We start from the raw sequence: 15683 nt of genomic DNA, 5'->3' as shown, positions 1-15683 counted from the left end.
GCACCGGTCAGTCTCGAAATTCGTCGCGTTCTAACGGCTAAAGCCAATGGAGCTCTCGGACTGGCTTCGCCATTCCTGCGAGAATCAGTCAGTAAGCGCTAAAGCGCAAACTGACTGTGTTCCCCGGCAGTGGTTACCATTCCGACCCCACACGCCTCCGCTCTCCGGTCCGACCGACGCGGCCTCACGCTAATGTGCCAACCACGCCTTCGGGAACGCCCCCCTACGTCCACACCCTTGAGTTCCCAATAGTTGGCTGACACTAATCACAGATACCTCGGTTCCGAATCTGCGCATGATGCAGCAAAGCCGGTCACTGTAGAGAATCCACTAGTCCTGCAAATAAACTGTAGGTTTTGGCTGGATTATTTTATCTATCTGCATATGGGGAGGTGAGTCGGTCAGTATGGCTAGAGGTGAACATCTACCGTTGGTCGTACTGGTGTGGTGGTGGAGGTTGAGCGGCTGGTCCCCGCGACGGCTGTATACCCGTAGTTCTGTTAGAGTTACTGCCAGTTAGTGCGCAAGCACTTACTGGCAGTTACGATTTACAGAATCAAATTGGCTAGACCGAGTGGGCTTTGCTCGGGCTACGGCAATTCGCGGTAGCCGGAACGGGCGTGAGTGTGAGGTTCACAGCCCCGGTCGCGGGGACCAGCCGCTCAACCGGAACCACCACACCAGTACGACCAGCCACCGCAGCAGTCACCGTGGAGTGGTCCCCGAAGTCGCAGTACCCCCACGGCACCCCACCGGCTAGACTCCCGCACCAGTACGACCAGCCAATCGCGACCATAAAAAAAAGCGGACCACCTCGGTGCTCAGCACGGCGAGACGGTACGCTAGTGGACTTTAGTCGCAAACTTTTATCAAACCGGCAACCACGCACCTGATAAAAGTCGGAGATTAATCAGCCTTGCAGAAACTATATCACTGGCTCGTTGTAAATGCAACCCAAATAGAGCCCAGCTGTAACTCGCGTAACCCCGTGCTACGCGGGTTACCAGCTGCTTTGCAAGTTGTCCCCGTTTGTAACAACAAGATTACATTTTTACCGCAACCATTTTTAGCCCAATGTACTTTCTTTTTGTTAGTAGAAAGCGTATAATTATGCTTGTTAAAGCGAATGATGGAACGTTAAAAATGATTAGCGCTCATTGCGCAGAAAGGAATTGATTATGGCTAAGAAATCCAAGATTATGAAGGCCCAACGCCAAGCAGCCACGGTCGCCAAGTACGCCGCACAGCGTGCTGAGCTGAAGCGTAACCACGATTACGCTGCCCTTGCCGCACTACCACGCGACGCATCGCCCGTCCGGCTACACAACCGCGACCTGATTGATGGTCGGCCGCACGCATACATGCGGCGGTTCGGTATGTCCCGCCTCAACTTCCGCCGCCTGGCCCATGAAGGCCAACTGCCTGGCGTCCGCAAGGCGAGTTGGTAGCAATTACCATCCTGATGATAGTCCCGTCCCCACCGTTAAGCGGTGGGGATTTTTTTTATGCAGAGGATGGTTGCCAAAGCTGCCGACACCCAATTTCCCACACGCTACATCCTCCTTTGCCTACACCATAATCCCCCCGCTTACCGCGGTAAGTGCTTAAACCCACCCAGTTGGCCGGTAAATTCATCGGGATAATCTAGCACCTCGCTAGGATCTCCAACTGGCTCGACGGTGTAGTCCGCCGTCTCCCCATGCTCCCCAATATCCAGACCAATTTGTTCCTCACGCCTGCCCACACGCATGGGCACCATTCGACGCAACAGTACGGTAATAATCGCCACGACGCCGGCCACAAGTACCACCGTGAGCAATGTGCCCAGGATTTGGATCACCAACAGGTGCAAACCACCACCATATAGTAGCCCACCGCGTGCAATAGTTGGCGCCACGTCTTTGCTGGCGAAGACCCCCGTCAGTATACTGCCAACAATGCCACTGACTCCGTGGCAACCAAAGGCGTCCAGGGTATCGTCAACACCCAGCCGCGGCTTCACAAACTGCACGAAGCAGTAGCTGGTCAACGTGGCCAACAAACCAATGGCAGCCGCACCCGCGCACGTAACGTACCCCGCTGCGGGGGTGATGCCCACCAGGCCGCAAAGTGCGCCGGTGCAAACCCCGATTAACGTCGATTTGCCCGTGCGGTAAACGTCGAGTACCATCCACCCCACCAACGCACTTGCGGCGGCCACACTAGTCGTCAAAGCCGCCGTAATTGCGGCGTGGTTCACACCAAGGCAGAACCGGCATTAAATCCATACCACCCAATCCATAAAATGGCGGTACCCAACAGAACCCACGGCCGGTTGTACGGCGTCGAACGAACTACTCGCCGCCGACCAAGAAAGGCAGACAGCACCAACGCCGTAACGCCCGCGTTAATATGGATGACCGTACCACCAGCAAAGTCGAGCACGCCCAGTCGCCCTAATAGACCGTCCGGACCCCAAACCATGTGCACTAGCGGGTAGTACACCAACAGTGACCAACACACAATAAACCACGTCAGAAACTTAAAGTGCATGCGCCCAACCACCGCACCAACGAACAATGCCGGAGTAATGATGGCAAACATCATTTGAAACAGGACGTACACGCCAGTCGGCAAACCGTTTTCGAGGATATGACCTAAATTAACGCCATTGAGGAACACCCCACGAATCCGACCGATAACGCCACCGAGGTCCCCACCAAAGGAGAGCTCATAGCCGCAGAAGACCCACAAAAGGATGGCAATACCCGTAATGTAGAAAACGGACAACATGGTGTTGACCACGTTAGCCTTGGACACCATCCCGCCGTAAAAGAAGGCCAATCCTGGCGTCATAAACCACACCAACACACTTGCTAATAAAACGAACGCCGTTCCGGCTGCATCCACTGGTCTTCACCCCCTGTTCTATCTATAACGGCATGTTATCACGGAATTTACGTAATCACGTTCACGCGAGCACCAATTGGTATAGAACACAGCAACCAGACTACATAAAAAAAAGCGCTACGGCAAGCTTCACCGTAGCGCGAAAAATATCGTTTTATGTTAGTAATACTAACATTTGTTCTTGACGAGCATCCAACTTCATGGGCAAATGTCAGCTTAGCTTACATTAAAGTGGCCGTTCATTAACGGGTACTGCTGGTACCAGTTCGCCAAGCAGGTGCGTCCCGTGCGCTTGGTTCACACCCATTGCCTGGGTAACCTGCTCCTTGTTACTATCATTGACACCGCCACCGGGCAGCAACTCAATCTTGTCGCCGGCCCACTGTGCTGTTTCTTGCAACACCGGAATGTTATCCACAACGTTAGTGTCGAGCAAACCACCATGGGTCAAAATCCGGCGGAAGCCATGCTCAACCAACCAGTCCAAAGCGGCGTGTTGATCCGCCCGCGGAATCCAGTCAAACGCCAAGTTGCAAACCAAATCCATACCGCCAGCGGCCGCAATCAGGTTTGTCATGGCATCTTCATCAATATGGTTATCCCGGGTTAATACCCCAAAGATGACCGCATCAACTCCTAGCGCCTGCATTTCAAACATGTCGGCTTCCATCATCTTTAACTCAATATCGTTAAAGTAGTAATCGCCACCGCGCGGACGGTTCATGGCCACCACCGTCATGTTGTGCTCGTGGCAGTACTTCAGCGTTTCGGCCATCACCCCTTTGCTTGGGGTTAAACCGCCAGAGGGCAAATTTCCGGTTAATTCAATTCGTTGTGCACCCGCCTGCATTGCGGCGGGTACGAGGGTAAAGTTTTCAACGGCAATTTCATTCAGCATACTCAGTTCTCCTCATTTGCCCGGAACGACGTTGAACCCCGCTCCGGATAATTTGACAACATACACTGCACGGGCCGTATACAAACAGCCCGTTTGTTACAACACCATCACTAAAATGACCACAATCCCCAGTGCAATTCGGTACCAACCGAAGCCCTGGAAGTCGTGTCCCTGTACAAACCGTAGCAACCACTTGATGGTTAACCAAGCCACAACCCAAGATACGATGAATCCCACTGCCAGGACCGCAAACTGTTCCCCAGTAAACGAGTTACCCTGCATGAAGAACTTACCTAATTTCAGGATTGAAACCCCGAACATAGTGGGGATGGCCAGGAAGAACGAGAACTCAGTTGCAACGTAACGTGAAGTCCCCAGGATGATGGCACCAAGGATAGTGGCACCGCTCCGGCTAGTACCCGGAACAATCGACAGCGCCTGGAAAAGCCCGATGCAGAGCGCTAACTGGAACGAAACATCAGCCAGAGAGTTAATGACGGGCTTACGCTTGTCATTCCAGCGCTCAATGACGATGAACAGAATCCCGTATAGGATCAAAGTCGTCGCAATCACTGGCGGCGTCTGCAGGTGCTCGTCCATAAAGTCGTTCAGCGGTAAACCGATCAAAACGCTCGGCAATACGGCCACAATGACTTTGGCCCATAACAACCACGTGGACCGTTTTTCCGCAGGTTCCTTGCTGGGTGCCAGCGGGTTCAGCTTGTTGAAGTACAAGATGACCACCGCCATAATGGCCCCTAATTGAATCACGTAGTTGAACATGTCCTTAAATTGCTGTGACTGTCCCATGTGGATCAATGATTGGACGAGGTCAATATGGCCAGTCGAACTAATCGGCAGAAATTCGGTTAGCCCTTCGACAATCCCAATGATAATGGCCTTAAAAATATCAATCATGGTGAATAGTACCCTCCCTATGTATACACAATGTCTCCAGTATACCAGAGGATACAACATTTAAATATTAAGCAAACGTCACGTTTACGGCTTCGGGCGCAACAATATCCTGTTGCACAATGGTCAACAAACCAGTCGTATTATCACGGCGATATACCGTCGCGTTATTGGTGTTCTGGTTAACTGCAACCACAAAGTCCCCGCTAGGTCGATATTGATATCGCGCGGAAATTCACCGGCCGTAGTGATATGCTGCACCGGCGTCACGTCGCCGCCCGCATCAATGGCCCAAACAGTGATACTGTTGTGTCCACGATTACTCGTGTACAGGAATCGGCCGTCCTGACTAATCCGTACCGCGGCGGCACCATTCTGACCGTGCCAATCCGGTGGTAACGTTGACAGGCGCTCGCGGGCAGCAAAGGTACCGGCCGCCGCGTCGTAATCCAACACCTGCAGCTCGCTGGCGAGTTCGCCGAGCAAGTACGCCACCGGCAAAGTTGGGTGGAAGACGATGTGCCGTGGGCCAAAGCCCGCGGCGGTGGCAAAGGTCGCGACGGGACGAATTTGCCCCGCAACGTCAACATCGTAAGTGGTTACGGTGTCAGCACCCAAATCACAAACCACTAACCGCCGATCCGGGGTGAGGTCCGTATAATGCACGTGTGACTCCTCTTGTTCCGGTCGCGGGCCGGAGCCGGTGCACTGATTGCTGCTGGCTAAGGCCAGACCACCGTCATCACGAATGACAAAGACGTCAATCCGCCCCATGTGGTAGTTGGCCGCATACACGAGGCGCCGTTCCGCATCAACCGCAACGTACGCTGGTGAGGTGCCTGGTAACAGCACCGAATTAATCACGTGGGGTGTCCCCGCAAGGTCAATCGCAGCCACACCACCGGTGCCATCACCGGCAGCCACGGCGTACATCTTATCGCCGTTCACCGCGAGGTATGTGGGCCCGTCCACCGTTGTGACCAACGGTGTGGGCGTAGTTAGTTGTTGTTTGGTAGTATCAAGTATCGCACGGTAAATACCCTGTCCGGTACTACGGGTGTACCCACCGAGATACACAGTTTCTTGCATGGTGATTCCCCCTTTGCCTACCAGTATACCCGAAAAAGAAAGCGTATTCGCCAAATTGTGAAATTAACCTGCAAATAATGGTATGATGGAAGTAATTTCAGACAGTGAGGATGGTACAACTATGGAAATAACGGCAACAGTTACGGCAATCGGGCCCCACGCAATTAGTCAAACCGACCCACTGGTAATTCTGTTTGGCAAGGACGCCACGCCCGAATTAGCTGACGTATCGGTTATTCAGCAATTCGATGAACCCAGTCAGCAAAAACAGTTGGCGCTACATCATGGCGACCACATTTTTATCAACGACATCAAGTTCCGCGTGTCCGAGGTTGGTAGCTTGACCAACGCCAACCTGCAACAGATTGGCCACGCAACGTTGATGTTCCAACCTGTTCCCAGCGAGGACCGTCTGGGCAACGCGGTATACCTAGTACCCACCGCGCGGCCAACATTCACCATTGGCACCACGATTCGGTACGTCATGCAAGACTAAATGTGCTAACACAAAGAAGCTGTCAACACCCTACCCAGTCATGGGTCAGTGTTGACAGCTTCTTTGCGTTACATCAATGCGTGTGCCTGCGCGAAGGACCGCATATCTGCCGGCATGGGCGCCGTCAACCGCAGCGTGACCCCTGTATACGGGTGCCGCAAAGTCAGGGCGGCGCAGTGCAGCGCTTGTCGGCCGACACCCGCAACCCCACCGTACAGTTCATCCCCCACCAGCGGACGGTTGATGGCCGCAAAGTGGACCCGAATTTGGTGGGTACGCCCCGTGTGTAGCAACACGCGGCTCAGCGCGAACCGACCGGATTGAGCCAGCGTCCAATATTCAGTGACCGACTTTTTACCTGCTGGCGTGACTGCCCTCCGCATGTAGAACTCGTCGGACACGCCGAGGCGCATAATCATCCACCCGTGGGCGGCCAGCGGTTCATCCCCACCGCTAATCGCGAGGTACTCCTTCCGCATGCTGGGGCTATGCAACTGCCGATCCAGCAGTGAATGCGCCATGCTATGCTTGGCAAAGATCATCAGACCGCTAGTGTCCCGGTCCAGGCGCGTGACCACGTGCACCGCTGTACTTTCTGCGCCGGTGGTCTGCAGGTAGTACTTCACAAAGTTGGCCATGGAGTCCGGTTGGCGGTTGGCTGCAGGAATCGAAGCGGTGCCCGCAGGCTTGTTCACAATCAGCAGGTCCCGATCTTCAAACACCACGTCGATCGGGCCCGGTGTCGCAACCACGCTGTCGGCCGGATGCTCCGGAGGCAGACGCAAAAACACCGCGTCCCCGCGGCGAATTTGGTACGTAGTATTTCGTTGGCGGTGGTTCACAAATACCATCCCACCGTGATACTTCATTTTGCTCATCAGGGTCAGGCTAAACCCTTCTTGCCGCAGAAACTTTTGCAGGCTTTGCCGCGGCCCTTGGTAATCCCACTTAAAATCCATTACTTTTTGGCCCCAATAAATGCATCCTCTACACGGTCCCAGAAGTGCATGTGCTTATACTTGGCAAAGTAGATTCGGTCAGACGCAATCCGGTACGTAATGGCCTTCACCGGCCGGTCCGACATACTAAATTGGTCCACCGTCATCGTGTAGTTAATCCCCGGGACTGGTTTCAAAGTCACCCACTCGTCGGGAGCGATGATGATGGGTGAGGACAGCGTCCGGTACACCCGGTTATTGATGGACGCAATTTCCGTCATTTGTAGCGCCTCTAGTCGGGGGTGCAGCACGGCACCCCCGGCCGACTTAGCGTAGCCGGTCGAACCGGTCGGAGTGGAGATACACAAACCGTCGCCACGAAAACTTTCAAAGAAGTTGTCGCTAATCAGCACGTCGGTCTTCATGGTGCCGGTCACCCGCTTGAGGGTCGCTTCGTTGAGGGCGACGTAATGCCCGGTTGAGTCATCGGCGTAGGTCACCTTGACGTCCAACAGCGGGTAACCGACGCGTTGTCCCGTGTCGGCTTTGAGGGCGGCAACCAGCTCGTCCAGCTCGTAGTCGCGCCAGTCCGTGTAAAAACCAGGTGCCCGGTATGCACACCGACAAAGCGGATGGAATCCAGCGACGCATTATAGCGGTGAAAGGCGGATAGTAGCGTGCCGTCACCACCCACGGTAATTACCACTTCGGGCCGGGCCGGACTCACTTGGAAGCCGGCCGCCTGCAATTTTTTGGACAACGCGTGTGCGGCGTCCATGCTCTTCGAACCTGAATTATGAAAAACCCAAACGCGCACGGCTATTCCCCCTCATGTGGTGAATTGTTGGTCAGATTGTCATTCCTTGCTGATGGTAGTTCCTGGCCCTTGCCGTACGAAAACAGCTGCTGGGCTTCCTGGATTTCCTCACGAATCTCGGACATTTCTTTATCCAAGAGGAAACTAGCCTCCGCCGCACGCTTCAGCCGTTCCTTAATGTCGTCGGGGAATTCGCCGCCGTACTTGTAGTTCAATGAGTGCTCAATCGTCGCCCAAAAGTTCATGGACATGGTGCGAATTTGCACCTCAGCCAAAATCTTTTTCTCACCGTCAACCATCTGCACGGGGTACTCGATAATAATGTGGTACGAACGGTAACCGGACGGTTTGACGTTAGTGACGTAATCGCGTTCTTCCACGATGGTCATGTCGGTCCGCTTGTGCAGGAGGTCAACGACCGTGTAGATATCCTCAACGAATTGGCACATGATCCGAAAGCCGGCAATATCCTGCATATCGGTTTCTAGTACGTCGTCCTTAATGTGCCGGCGGGCCTGTTTTTCAACGATGGAATCAACCGTCTTCACGCGTGCCGTCACAAACTCAATGGGTGTGTGCGCGTTGCTTTGTTGAAACTGTTTCCGCATACCCCGTAACTTAATCTTGAGCTCTGCGACCGCCTGTTCATAAGGCATTAAAAACTTATCCCAATCACGTGCCATACCGGTTGCCTCCCTAGGAAATGAATACACCATATTGTAACACAGAGAGTGTAGCAGGCCGGGTGAAAGCAGAGCATAAGTGGTTACGGGCGGGAAGCCCGCACTTAAGGGTGCCGGCAAAGTGGTGGTGGGGTTGCGGCTTACGTGCCTCCGCCGTGGCTCGCTACACCCGCACGCTCCAGACAGTACCGGTCTTCCACGGTTTCTGAAGCCGTACGTCACTTCGTTCCTACGGCGCTCCCGGGGTCGCAGCAACCACGTCTACGGACACGACGCCTCCACCCCACCACCACTTTGCCGGCACCCGTTAATTCGCGATTCACTCGCTACACTACCTACTTACTCATTCTGCACTTACTCCCCCAACATGGCTAAATAAACTGGTCGTTTAGATTACCACCCGTTCCGCCTACCACCCATTATTTTGTAGCGTCATTACATACCGGTTGTATCCCATTTCATACCGGATACTCGACCATGCACTTGTAGATATTAAGTAGTAGTTGGTTTGTATACATACCTATGAATCTGAGTATACAAAGTATCGCCAACGGTCAAAGTCTGGCTAAAAATACAACTACATTCCGGATTACCAGTTACACCAATCAGTTGGAGCAACTGCGATTGTTATAACCACCACCATCAATACTCCCCTCGATTAATTGCCCCTAACTTGCGGTCAACGTCCGCATACCATCGCGGCCAACGAATCCACCGTAGCGTATTCCCCTCTCGAACGAGGTATCCTTCCCCGATCAGTACATCTAACCACGCCGTCGCCGCCACTTCCGCTACACTTCGCTGGCCCAACAATGGCACCCGCGCCGGCTCCACGTAATCGCACCACCACTGCTTCGATGCCGTCACCGACCATACCCGCTCCCTCCAGAACCTGAGCAGCCACCTTACGCGTACCAGCACTCCTTGTCCGTCAACCCCGCCACCGCAGTCAGGCACCGATGCACCACCACCGGGCATCCACCAAGGTTAACGCCGCGTTCATAGCACATCGACTGCACTGCCACCGCGGCTTTATCCCTGTACGCTAGCGCCTGAACAACCCGTGACGCCTCCTGCGCCAACGATACTCCCCGGGGGCGCCACACCGCTGGCCTCGGGTACGGTGCCAACTCCTCCACCTGCATCCCCGTGCCCGTAATCCCCCACCACGCCCACATGCGCCGCCGCCGGGGATCCACAAACCGTAGTTCCCGCCCGCGTTCGGGGCCACGTTTCAAACTTGCCCTGCACTGCGGTCGGGTGGTCCGCAAAGTAGCGCGGCCCCAGCAACCACTGGACTGTCACGCCCACCTGTGCGTACCCCGCCGTACGCTCTGCTAACCGTTGCCCACTGAGCGGCGCACACTGAAATTCCAGCGCGTGCACCGTTCCAGGCCGCCGCAAGACCAGGTCGGCACGTTGCTTGATACCACTAAAATACACTTCAAAGTCGACCTGCCAGCCAGCCGCGCGGGCCCACTCGGCTAACAAATGCTTACCCAACAAGTGGTCCCGACTCTCAGGTTCGCCCACAACACAATCCGATCCAGAGCGGTGCGCAAAGTGAGCGGGTAATACCCGGCCGTTGCGAATGATTAATTCTTCCCGACACGCCGGACAACGGTATGGCGTCCCCGCGGTGCGTAACCTCACCGCCTGCTCGTGCGTCTCTATCTGTATCCGCTCGTCCCTAGCATCCAAAGCGACAAACATGCCCTCACCCCCAGTTAGGTGATTTCGCAGTTATTGTTACTTTGACCACAATAAAATGCTAGCAGCCCGCACTATTAACGACGGTGATTGCTAGCATTTTTGAATTAACAATATTGGTTATCCCGGTAATCCACAGCGCAATACACCGCTGTCTTACCGGACAACATTAGTTTTTGAACGAGTGAATTGGGGCCGGAATGTGCCCCCCACGGTTGACGAACTGGCTACTGTCGCCATCGTTAACCGCCATAATTGGCGCACGGCCAAAGATACCACCAAACTCGACGACGTCCCCGACGTCCTTGCCGGGTACTGGAATCACACGGACGGCCGTCGTCTTGTTGTTAATCATCGATAGCGGCCTCGTCAGCAATCATCCCCGCGATGGTGGTAGCCGGCGTCTTCCCCGGCACCGCCACCATGTCTAGTCCGACAGAGCACACCGCGGTCATCGCCTCCAGCTTTTCCAAGCCAATCTGCCCGGCAGAGGCCGCCGCAATCATGTTCGCGTCCTCACTCACCGGAATGAAGGCGCCGGACAGTCCCCCAACGCGCTCGGCGGCCATGATGCCACCCTTCTTGACGGCGTCGTTCAGGAGGGCTAGCGCGGCCGTGGTACCGTAACTTCCCACGTGCGACAACCCCATCGTTTCCAAAATTTCGGCCACGGAATCACCCGGGGCGGGGGTTGGGGCTAAGGACAAGTCAACAATATTGAACGGCACGTTCAGCCGTTCCGCCGCCACTTTGCCCACAAACTGGCCCATACGGGAAACTTTGAACGCGGTCTTCTTGACCGTCTCGCACAACTCCTCAAAGGGTGCGTCCTGAATGGCCGCAATAGCACGTTGCACCACACCGGGACCCGAAACACCAGTGTTGATGGCGACGTCGCCTTCGCTAACACCCCAGAATGCGCCGGCCATGAACGGATTGTCCTCTACGGCGTTGCAGAACACAACCAGTTTCATGGCGTCTTGCGGCTTTGGGGTCGCAACCTGCTGCACAATCTCGCCCATCAACTTAACAGCATCCATGTTCATCCCCGACTTGGTGCTCCCAATGTTGACGGAGGAGCAGACCCTCTCCGTCTGGTGCAGGGCGTCCGGAATGCTGGCAATTAGCGCACGGTCAGCCGGTGTCATGCCGTTTTGCACCAGCGCAGAGTAGCCACCAATCAGGTCAATCCCCAAGTCTTTGGCCGCCTGATCCATGGCCTGGGCAATTTTTACAAAGTCGTAGCTGGTATCGCCACCAGCCAGCAACGCAACGGGCGTCACGGACACCCGCTTGTTCACGATGGGCAGACCAAATTCCTCTTCGATTTGATCCGCAACGGGCACCAGTCCTTAGCCTGCGCCACAATCTTGTCGTAAACGGCCTGGGCCGTGGTGTCAAAGTCGCCGCGAATACAGTCCAACAGTGAGATCCCCATCGTGATGGTCCGAATATCCAGGTTCTCCTCACGAATCATCGCGATGGTTTCAGTAACTTGCTTACTATCCATGGTGTCCCCCTAAACTTCGTGCATCGCGTCAAAAATTTCGTGCCGTTGCATCTGAATAGTCATACCCAGTTGCTCACCGGTGGCCTGTACCGCCTGCTTGACGGTCGCAAAGTCAGCATCTGCCGGCAACTTTGCCCCCATCATCATAGTGAAACTACCGTGCAAAATGGTCTGCGTCATGTCCACGATGTTCACGTGGTGATCGGCTAACGTCTGCGCCACGGCGGCAACGATACCCACACGGTCCTGCCCCATCACCGTTACTACTACGTCCATTGATTGTTCCTCCTCATTGTGTATGTAGAATTAGATTGAAACAATTGTACCACAGGGCGCCGGCGGTTTTTAACCGACAAAGGCGGCGCGTTTCCACTTGATCCGGGAAACACGCCGTGAATTTTGCAGGACAAACGCCAGTACGACCACATAGTTATTGCTGAGGAGAATATCCTCTCACTAACTGCGTGATGGGGATGTCTCCGTATTAATCCATGCCCGCGCAGACGGCAACCTTTGATTATAGAAGTGCAAAAATTTTGCACTATGAATATTCTTGATGCTGCGCTTGGCGGCTTGCCAATCCGCTAACGTCACCCTGCGTGCACGTTGCAGGTAATCTTGGTCAGAAAACAACCTTCTCAACTTGTTTAGAGCCGTTTGCTGAAGGTGCAGCTGATTCAGTGACATAGCCATCTGTAACCGTGATTGTTGGGCCACGGCCAAGTAGTGCCACTGACGAATAGCCACCGCATAACGTCCAGCCGATAACGGCACTTGATTAAAATGCACAATATCAATGACAAACCCACGCAATTGGTTATTCTGTTCGGCTATCAGTAATTGCCCCCGTGCCCGCACAGATTGACGGCGTACTGGCCCCGTCGAATTCCACAATCCAATAGTATCAACTTTGTTGCGCGTGCCCGCGATGTCCTCCGCAGAGACTGGTCCCCGTGCAGAAAGATTCGCAATCGATTTTGCAGACTGGAATGCTTCGTTAACTCCAACCGCATTAGCATGGATACACCAACCGCTGACAAGCGCAAGCATTAGTACTGTCAGTATATTGGTAACGTCGTGATTTTTGCTCATATCTGTCCCCCCAAAGTCACTGAATTTACTTCCACTCACAACAGCAGATGACGTTTTAGTGAGGTCGCAAGCGCTTTCCCACGGACGAATTATTATAGCAAATATAAGTGTCCCAGTCACTAGGCACGAAAACTTCCGGGAAATTTTTTTTGGCCCCCCAATATAGTCGAATGCGTCATCCCGCCACTAAAAAAACGTCCACCACTGTTTATTAGCGGTGAACGTTAGTATCGTTCAATTCACATTAAAATGCCTTGCCCTGGTACACTTCGTAGTTCGGGAAGTTAAAGTTATAGCTTGCCAGGTCGGCCATCTTGATGACGGCGGTCACCCCAATGGCGGGCATCAGGTTCACCGGCGTCTCGTTATCGTCTGGCAACACCAGGATTACGGGCTTGCGAATACCGTAAGCGTAGCCCACTTCCCACAGAACACCGGGATCACTGTTCTTCAGCTGGGGATCGTACATCGCAATCACCAAGTCGGTGTTGTTGATGCCCTGCACGTCACCATTGAAGGTCGCCATTTGCCACTCACTGTCGGAGAGCAGTTCTGGGTGCTCCATCGTGTCCAGGTTCTTGTACTGGTGGGACAACGGCAGGTAGCTGTTCTCCATGTCCACCGTTGGGTTCGCCTTAATGGCAGCCACACCGGCATTCATGTGGGCGGTCTGTTCTGGATTGAACCAGCTTGAAGCAATATAAGCAGTTTTTGTCATTAGTATTCATCCTTCTATTAAAGTCATGCTAACAGCATATCATCAATCCCGGGCGGCGTGGGCAGCTCCACCCGTAATGTTTCCCAACTCAACCGCTAACATTAAGCGAATTATGGTTCACAACAGCGGCCCGCCAAGTGTGGAACATTTTACCAATTTGCTAATAAGCTACCGTAAACTGCCAACGCCTCGTTGAAGTCAGTCAGCTCCACAAATTCGTCCGTCTGGTGCGAGGTATCGTTACCAGGGCCGTAGATTGCCAAAGCCGTGCCCGGGCGGCACATGAGGGCAGCATCGGTAATGCCGGTATCGCCCGTCACGCTGGCTGCTTCCAGGCCGTTTGCGGTCCGGGCAGCCTGTAGCGCCTGCACCAATACGTTATCGGCAGGCGTACCCACTGGGACCAAAGTCGAATCTACACTGAGCGACAAGTCGACGCCAGGGATATCCACCGCGTGCACGGCTGCCTCAAGCGCCGCTTTAAACTGCTCATTACCGGCGGCCGGAATGGTCCGTATGTTTCCGCGCAGGCTGGCAGCTTCAGGGATAATGTTCACCTGCGCACCACCCTGAATCAAAGTAATGCTGTGTGTAGGGTGGCCCAGCAACGGGTCGGAGTGCGCGAGTAGCGGTGCCACCGCGGCACCGACGGCCTGATGGAACGCAACCAGTCCATCAATCGCGTTTGCGCCCAATTCAGGCTGAGATGAATGCGCAGCTTTGCCCTTCGCCGTTACTGTATAGTCGATAATGCCGCGCTGAGCGGGTTTAATGACCGCACCAGTCGGTTCGCCCACGAGCAACGCGTCCAAGTGGTCCGCGTAACCGGCCGCGGCCAACTGCCGTGCACCGTAGTTATCCACCTCTTCGCCGACGGTCGCAAATAATACCACCGGATGCGCGGGATGGGGTTCTTCCATGGCGCGCCGCTTGAGGGCCACCACCATTGCGGCCAGGCCAGCCTTCATGTCGGTTGCCCCCCGTCCGTACAGCCGCCCATCAACCACGGTCCCGGCAAACGGTGCGTGAGCCCACTGGGTTTCATCGCCAGCGGTCACCACGTCCATGTGACCGGTCAGGCCGAGCAGGTGGGCGTCACCATCCCCGTAACGCACAATCAGGTTGTCCCGATGGGGTGCAAAGTTGACCCGGCTGGTGGTCAGGACGCCAGCCTTAAGCAAAGGTGCAAGGTAATCCTCAATGATATCAGCAACGAGTGACTCGTCCGTCCCCACCGTGGGTACGGCCATGATCTGCTGCAACAACGCTAATGCTTCCGTTTGGTAATCCGCCATTTTAATTTATCTCCCAGACATACACGCAGATTATTCATCCACATGAATTTTTATGTTGTTTTAAGTATAGTCGTCCAAGTGCAAAGGAGCAACAATCGGATCATCATGCATGGGACCGTTAAGGCACAAAGGCAAATAAATAGTCCCGGACGCGCTTCCACAACGGGATGCTCATCCGGGACTACTGACCCTCTGGTCTATATGCGTGGGTGCGCCGCCAAGTTGTTTGGTGGACACCGGCATTCGTTTAGCAATCAAATTTATTTTTTGGGTACTGAACTTGAACAGACAATCATCAGTCATTGCGCGTTACCGCTTCATGGCTGCAATAGCTTGTTCAACTGTCTGACCCCGGCCGACCCTGTGACTGTCGTGCCGGTCAATCGCAATAAATTCTTGCGTCTTCGTGTCTAGTTGTAAACGATACTGCATATTATTACCTCCATTCATGTGGTACGGAATGGTCTTGAGGTAGCGAATGTTGTTATCTTACGCCCCTCCTTACTATTTGTCAACACTGCTCTAATGTTTGTGGTTGGCGGCAGCGTCGGCCGGGCCGGGGAGCTGCGGCTTTCGTGGGGTACTCCATGGTAACCACTGCTAGGGCGAAGGCTCCAACCCGCCAAGTGCGGG

Annotated in this window: 12 protein-coding genes and 4 pseudogenes; 2 read left to right on the top strand and 14 right to left on the bottom strand. The window is 54.3% G+C overall.

Annotation, left to right across the window (positions count from 1 at the left end):
• The first annotated feature begins 1178 nt into the window (after nt 1-1178).
• Nucleotides 1179-1448, top strand: a complete 270-nt coding sequence (gene rpsN / locus JCM12539_RS11370; RefSeq protein WP_054651588.1) for a 30S ribosomal protein S14 — start codon at nt 1179-1181, stop codon at nt 1446-1448.
• 140 nt (nt 1449-1588) lie between these two features.
• Here the strand turns inward: rpsN and JCM12539_RS11365 are convergent.
• The 4 genes and pseudogenes from JCM12539_RS11365 to JCM12539_RS11350 all read right to left on the bottom strand — a co-directional run bounded on the left by JCM12539_RS11365 (nt 1589) and on the right by JCM12539_RS11350 (nt 5791).
• Nucleotides 1589-2889: pseudogene (locus tag JCM12539_RS11365) on the bottom strand (ammonium transporter).
• Nucleotides 2890-3115: 226 nt separating this feature from the next.
• Nucleotides 3116-3787, bottom strand: a complete 672-nt coding sequence (locus tag JCM12539_RS11360; protein ID WP_054651586.1) for a copper homeostasis protein CutC — start codon at nt 3785-3787, stop codon at nt 3116-3118.
• 96 nt (nt 3788-3883) lie between these two features.
• Complete coding sequence (locus tag JCM12539_RS11355) at nt 3884-4705, bottom strand: undecaprenyl-diphosphate phosphatase (RefSeq protein ID WP_054651584.1); 822 nt, start codon at nt 4703-4705, stop codon at nt 3884-3886.
• A 67-nt stretch (nt 4706-4772) separates the two neighbouring features.
• Nucleotides 4773-5791 (bottom strand): annotated as a pseudogene (locus JCM12539_RS11350) (lactonase family protein).
• Nucleotides 5792-5912: 121 nt separating this feature from the next.
• Here JCM12539_RS11350 and JCM12539_RS11345 point away from each other — a divergent pair.
• Entirely contained in the window at nt 5913-6287 is a 375-nt protein-coding gene (locus JCM12539_RS11345) for a PTS glucitol/sorbitol transporter subunit IIA (protein WP_054651582.1), read from the top strand.
• Nucleotides 6288-6355: 68 nt separating this feature from the next.
• Here JCM12539_RS11345 and JCM12539_RS11340 read toward each other — a convergent pair whose 3' ends face one another.
• The 10 genes and pseudogenes from JCM12539_RS11340 to JCM12539_RS14890 all read right to left on the bottom strand — a co-directional run bounded on the left by JCM12539_RS11340 (nt 6356) and on the right by JCM12539_RS14890 (nt 15482).
• On the bottom strand, nt 6356-7246 hold the full coding sequence (locus JCM12539_RS11340) for an RluA family pseudouridine synthase (protein ID WP_054651580.1): 891 nt from the start codon (nt 7244-7246) through the stop codon (nt 6356-6358).
• Nucleotides 7246-8042 (bottom strand): annotated as a pseudogene (locus JCM12539_RS11335) (NAD kinase). Before JCM12539_RS11335 ends, JCM12539_RS11340 begins: the two are co-directional and overlap by 1 nt.
• A 2-nt stretch (nt 8043-8044) precedes the next feature.
• Nucleotides 8045-8725: a GTP diphosphokinase gene (gene yjbM, locus JCM12539_RS11330; protein WP_054651578.1), complete on the bottom strand. Its 681-nt coding sequence runs from the start codon at nt 8723-8725 to the stop codon at nt 8045-8047.
• Between the two features lie 1032 nt (nt 8726-9757).
• On the bottom strand, nt 9758-10438 hold the full coding sequence (locus JCM12539_RS11320; protein WP_054651574.1) for a competence protein CoiA: 681 nt from the start codon (nt 10436-10438) through the stop codon (nt 9758-9760).
• 166 nt (nt 10439-10604) lie between these two features.
• Nucleotides 10605-11945, bottom strand: a pseudogene (locus tag JCM12539_RS11315) (PFL family protein).
• A gap of 9 nt (nt 11946-11954) precedes the next feature.
• Nucleotides 11955-12221, bottom strand: a complete 267-nt coding sequence (locus JCM12539_RS11310; RefSeq protein ID WP_054651572.1) for an ACT domain-containing protein — start codon at nt 12219-12221, stop codon at nt 11955-11957.
• A gap of 180 nt (nt 12222-12401) precedes the next feature.
• On the bottom strand, nt 12402-13037 hold the full coding sequence (locus tag JCM12539_RS11305) for a hypothetical protein (RefSeq protein WP_054651570.1): 636 nt from the start codon (nt 13035-13037) through the stop codon (nt 12402-12404).
• 244 nt (nt 13038-13281) lie between these two features.
• On the bottom strand, nt 13282-13755 hold the full coding sequence (locus JCM12539_RS11300) for a nucleoside 2-deoxyribosyltransferase (protein WP_054651568.1): 474 nt from the start codon (nt 13753-13755) through the stop codon (nt 13282-13284).
• A 149-nt stretch (nt 13756-13904) separates the two neighbouring features.
• On the bottom strand, nt 13905-15050 hold the full coding sequence (locus JCM12539_RS11295; RefSeq protein ID WP_054651566.1) for an ArgE/DapE family deacylase: 1146 nt from the start codon (nt 15048-15050) through the stop codon (nt 13905-13907).
• A 309-nt stretch (nt 15051-15359) separates the two neighbouring features.
• Entirely contained in the window at nt 15360-15482 is a 123-nt protein-coding gene (locus JCM12539_RS14890; RefSeq protein ID WP_263849800.1) for a hypothetical protein, read from the bottom strand.
• Nucleotides 15483-15683: the final 201 nt, after the last annotated feature.

Source organism: Lacticaseibacillus pantheris DSM 15945 = JCM 12539 = NBRC 106106, from assembly GCF_001311175.1.
Classification (GTDB): Bacteria; Bacillota; Bacilli; order Lactobacillales; family Lactobacillaceae; genus Lacticaseibacillus; species Lacticaseibacillus pantheris.
The sequence above is the reverse complement of the archived record's forward strand: the minus strand, read 5'-3'. Positions and strand labels throughout refer to the sequence as shown.

What these genes read in the sequence shown, in the direction of transcription:
- JCM12539_RS11300 (WP_054651568.1), bottom strand. Translation starts at nt 13,755, where the DNA reads ATGACAAAAACTGCTTATATTGCTTCAAGCTGGTTCAATCCAGAACAG.
- rpsN (WP_054651588.1), top strand. Translation starts at nt 1,179, where the DNA reads ATGGCTAAGAAATCCAAGATTATGAAGGCCCAACGCCAAGCAGCCACG.
- JCM12539_RS11340 (WP_054651580.1), bottom strand. Translation starts at nt 7,246, where the DNA reads ATGGATTTTAAGTGGGATTACCAAGGGCCGCGGCAAAGCCTGCAAAAG.
- JCM12539_RS11355 (WP_054651584.1), bottom strand. Translation starts at nt 4,705, where the DNA reads ATGATTGATATTTTTAAGGCCATTATCATTGGGATTGTCGAAGGGCTA.
- yjbM (WP_054651578.1), bottom strand. Translation starts at nt 8,725, where the DNA reads ATGGCACGTGATTGGGATAAGTTTTTAATGCCTTATGAACAGGCGGTC.
- JCM12539_RS11360 (WP_054651586.1), bottom strand. Translation starts at nt 3,787, where the DNA reads ATGCTGAATGAAATTGCCGTTGAAAACTTTACCCTCGTACCCGCCGCA.
- JCM12539_RS11320 (WP_054651574.1), bottom strand. Translation starts at nt 10,438, where the DNA reads ATGTTTGTCGCTTTGGATGCTAGGGACGAGCGGATACAGATAGAGACG.
- JCM12539_RS11295 (WP_054651566.1), bottom strand. Translation starts at nt 15,050, where the DNA reads ATGGCGGATTACCAAACGGAAGCATTAGCGTTGTTGCAGCAGATCATG.
- JCM12539_RS14890 (WP_263849800.1), bottom strand. Translation starts at nt 15,482, where the DNA reads ATGCAGTATCGTTTACAACTAGACACGAAGACGCAAGAATTTATTGCG.
- JCM12539_RS11345 (WP_054651582.1), top strand. Translation starts at nt 5,913, where the DNA reads ATGGAAATAACGGCAACAGTTACGGCAATCGGGCCCCACGCAATTAGT.
- JCM12539_RS11305 (WP_054651570.1), bottom strand. Translation starts at nt 13,037, where the DNA reads ATGAGCAAAAATCACGACGTTACCAATATACTGACAGTACTAATGCTT.
- JCM12539_RS11310 (WP_054651572.1), bottom strand. Translation starts at nt 12,221, where the DNA reads ATGGACGTAGTAGTAACGGTGATGGGGCAGGACCGTGTGGGTATCGTT.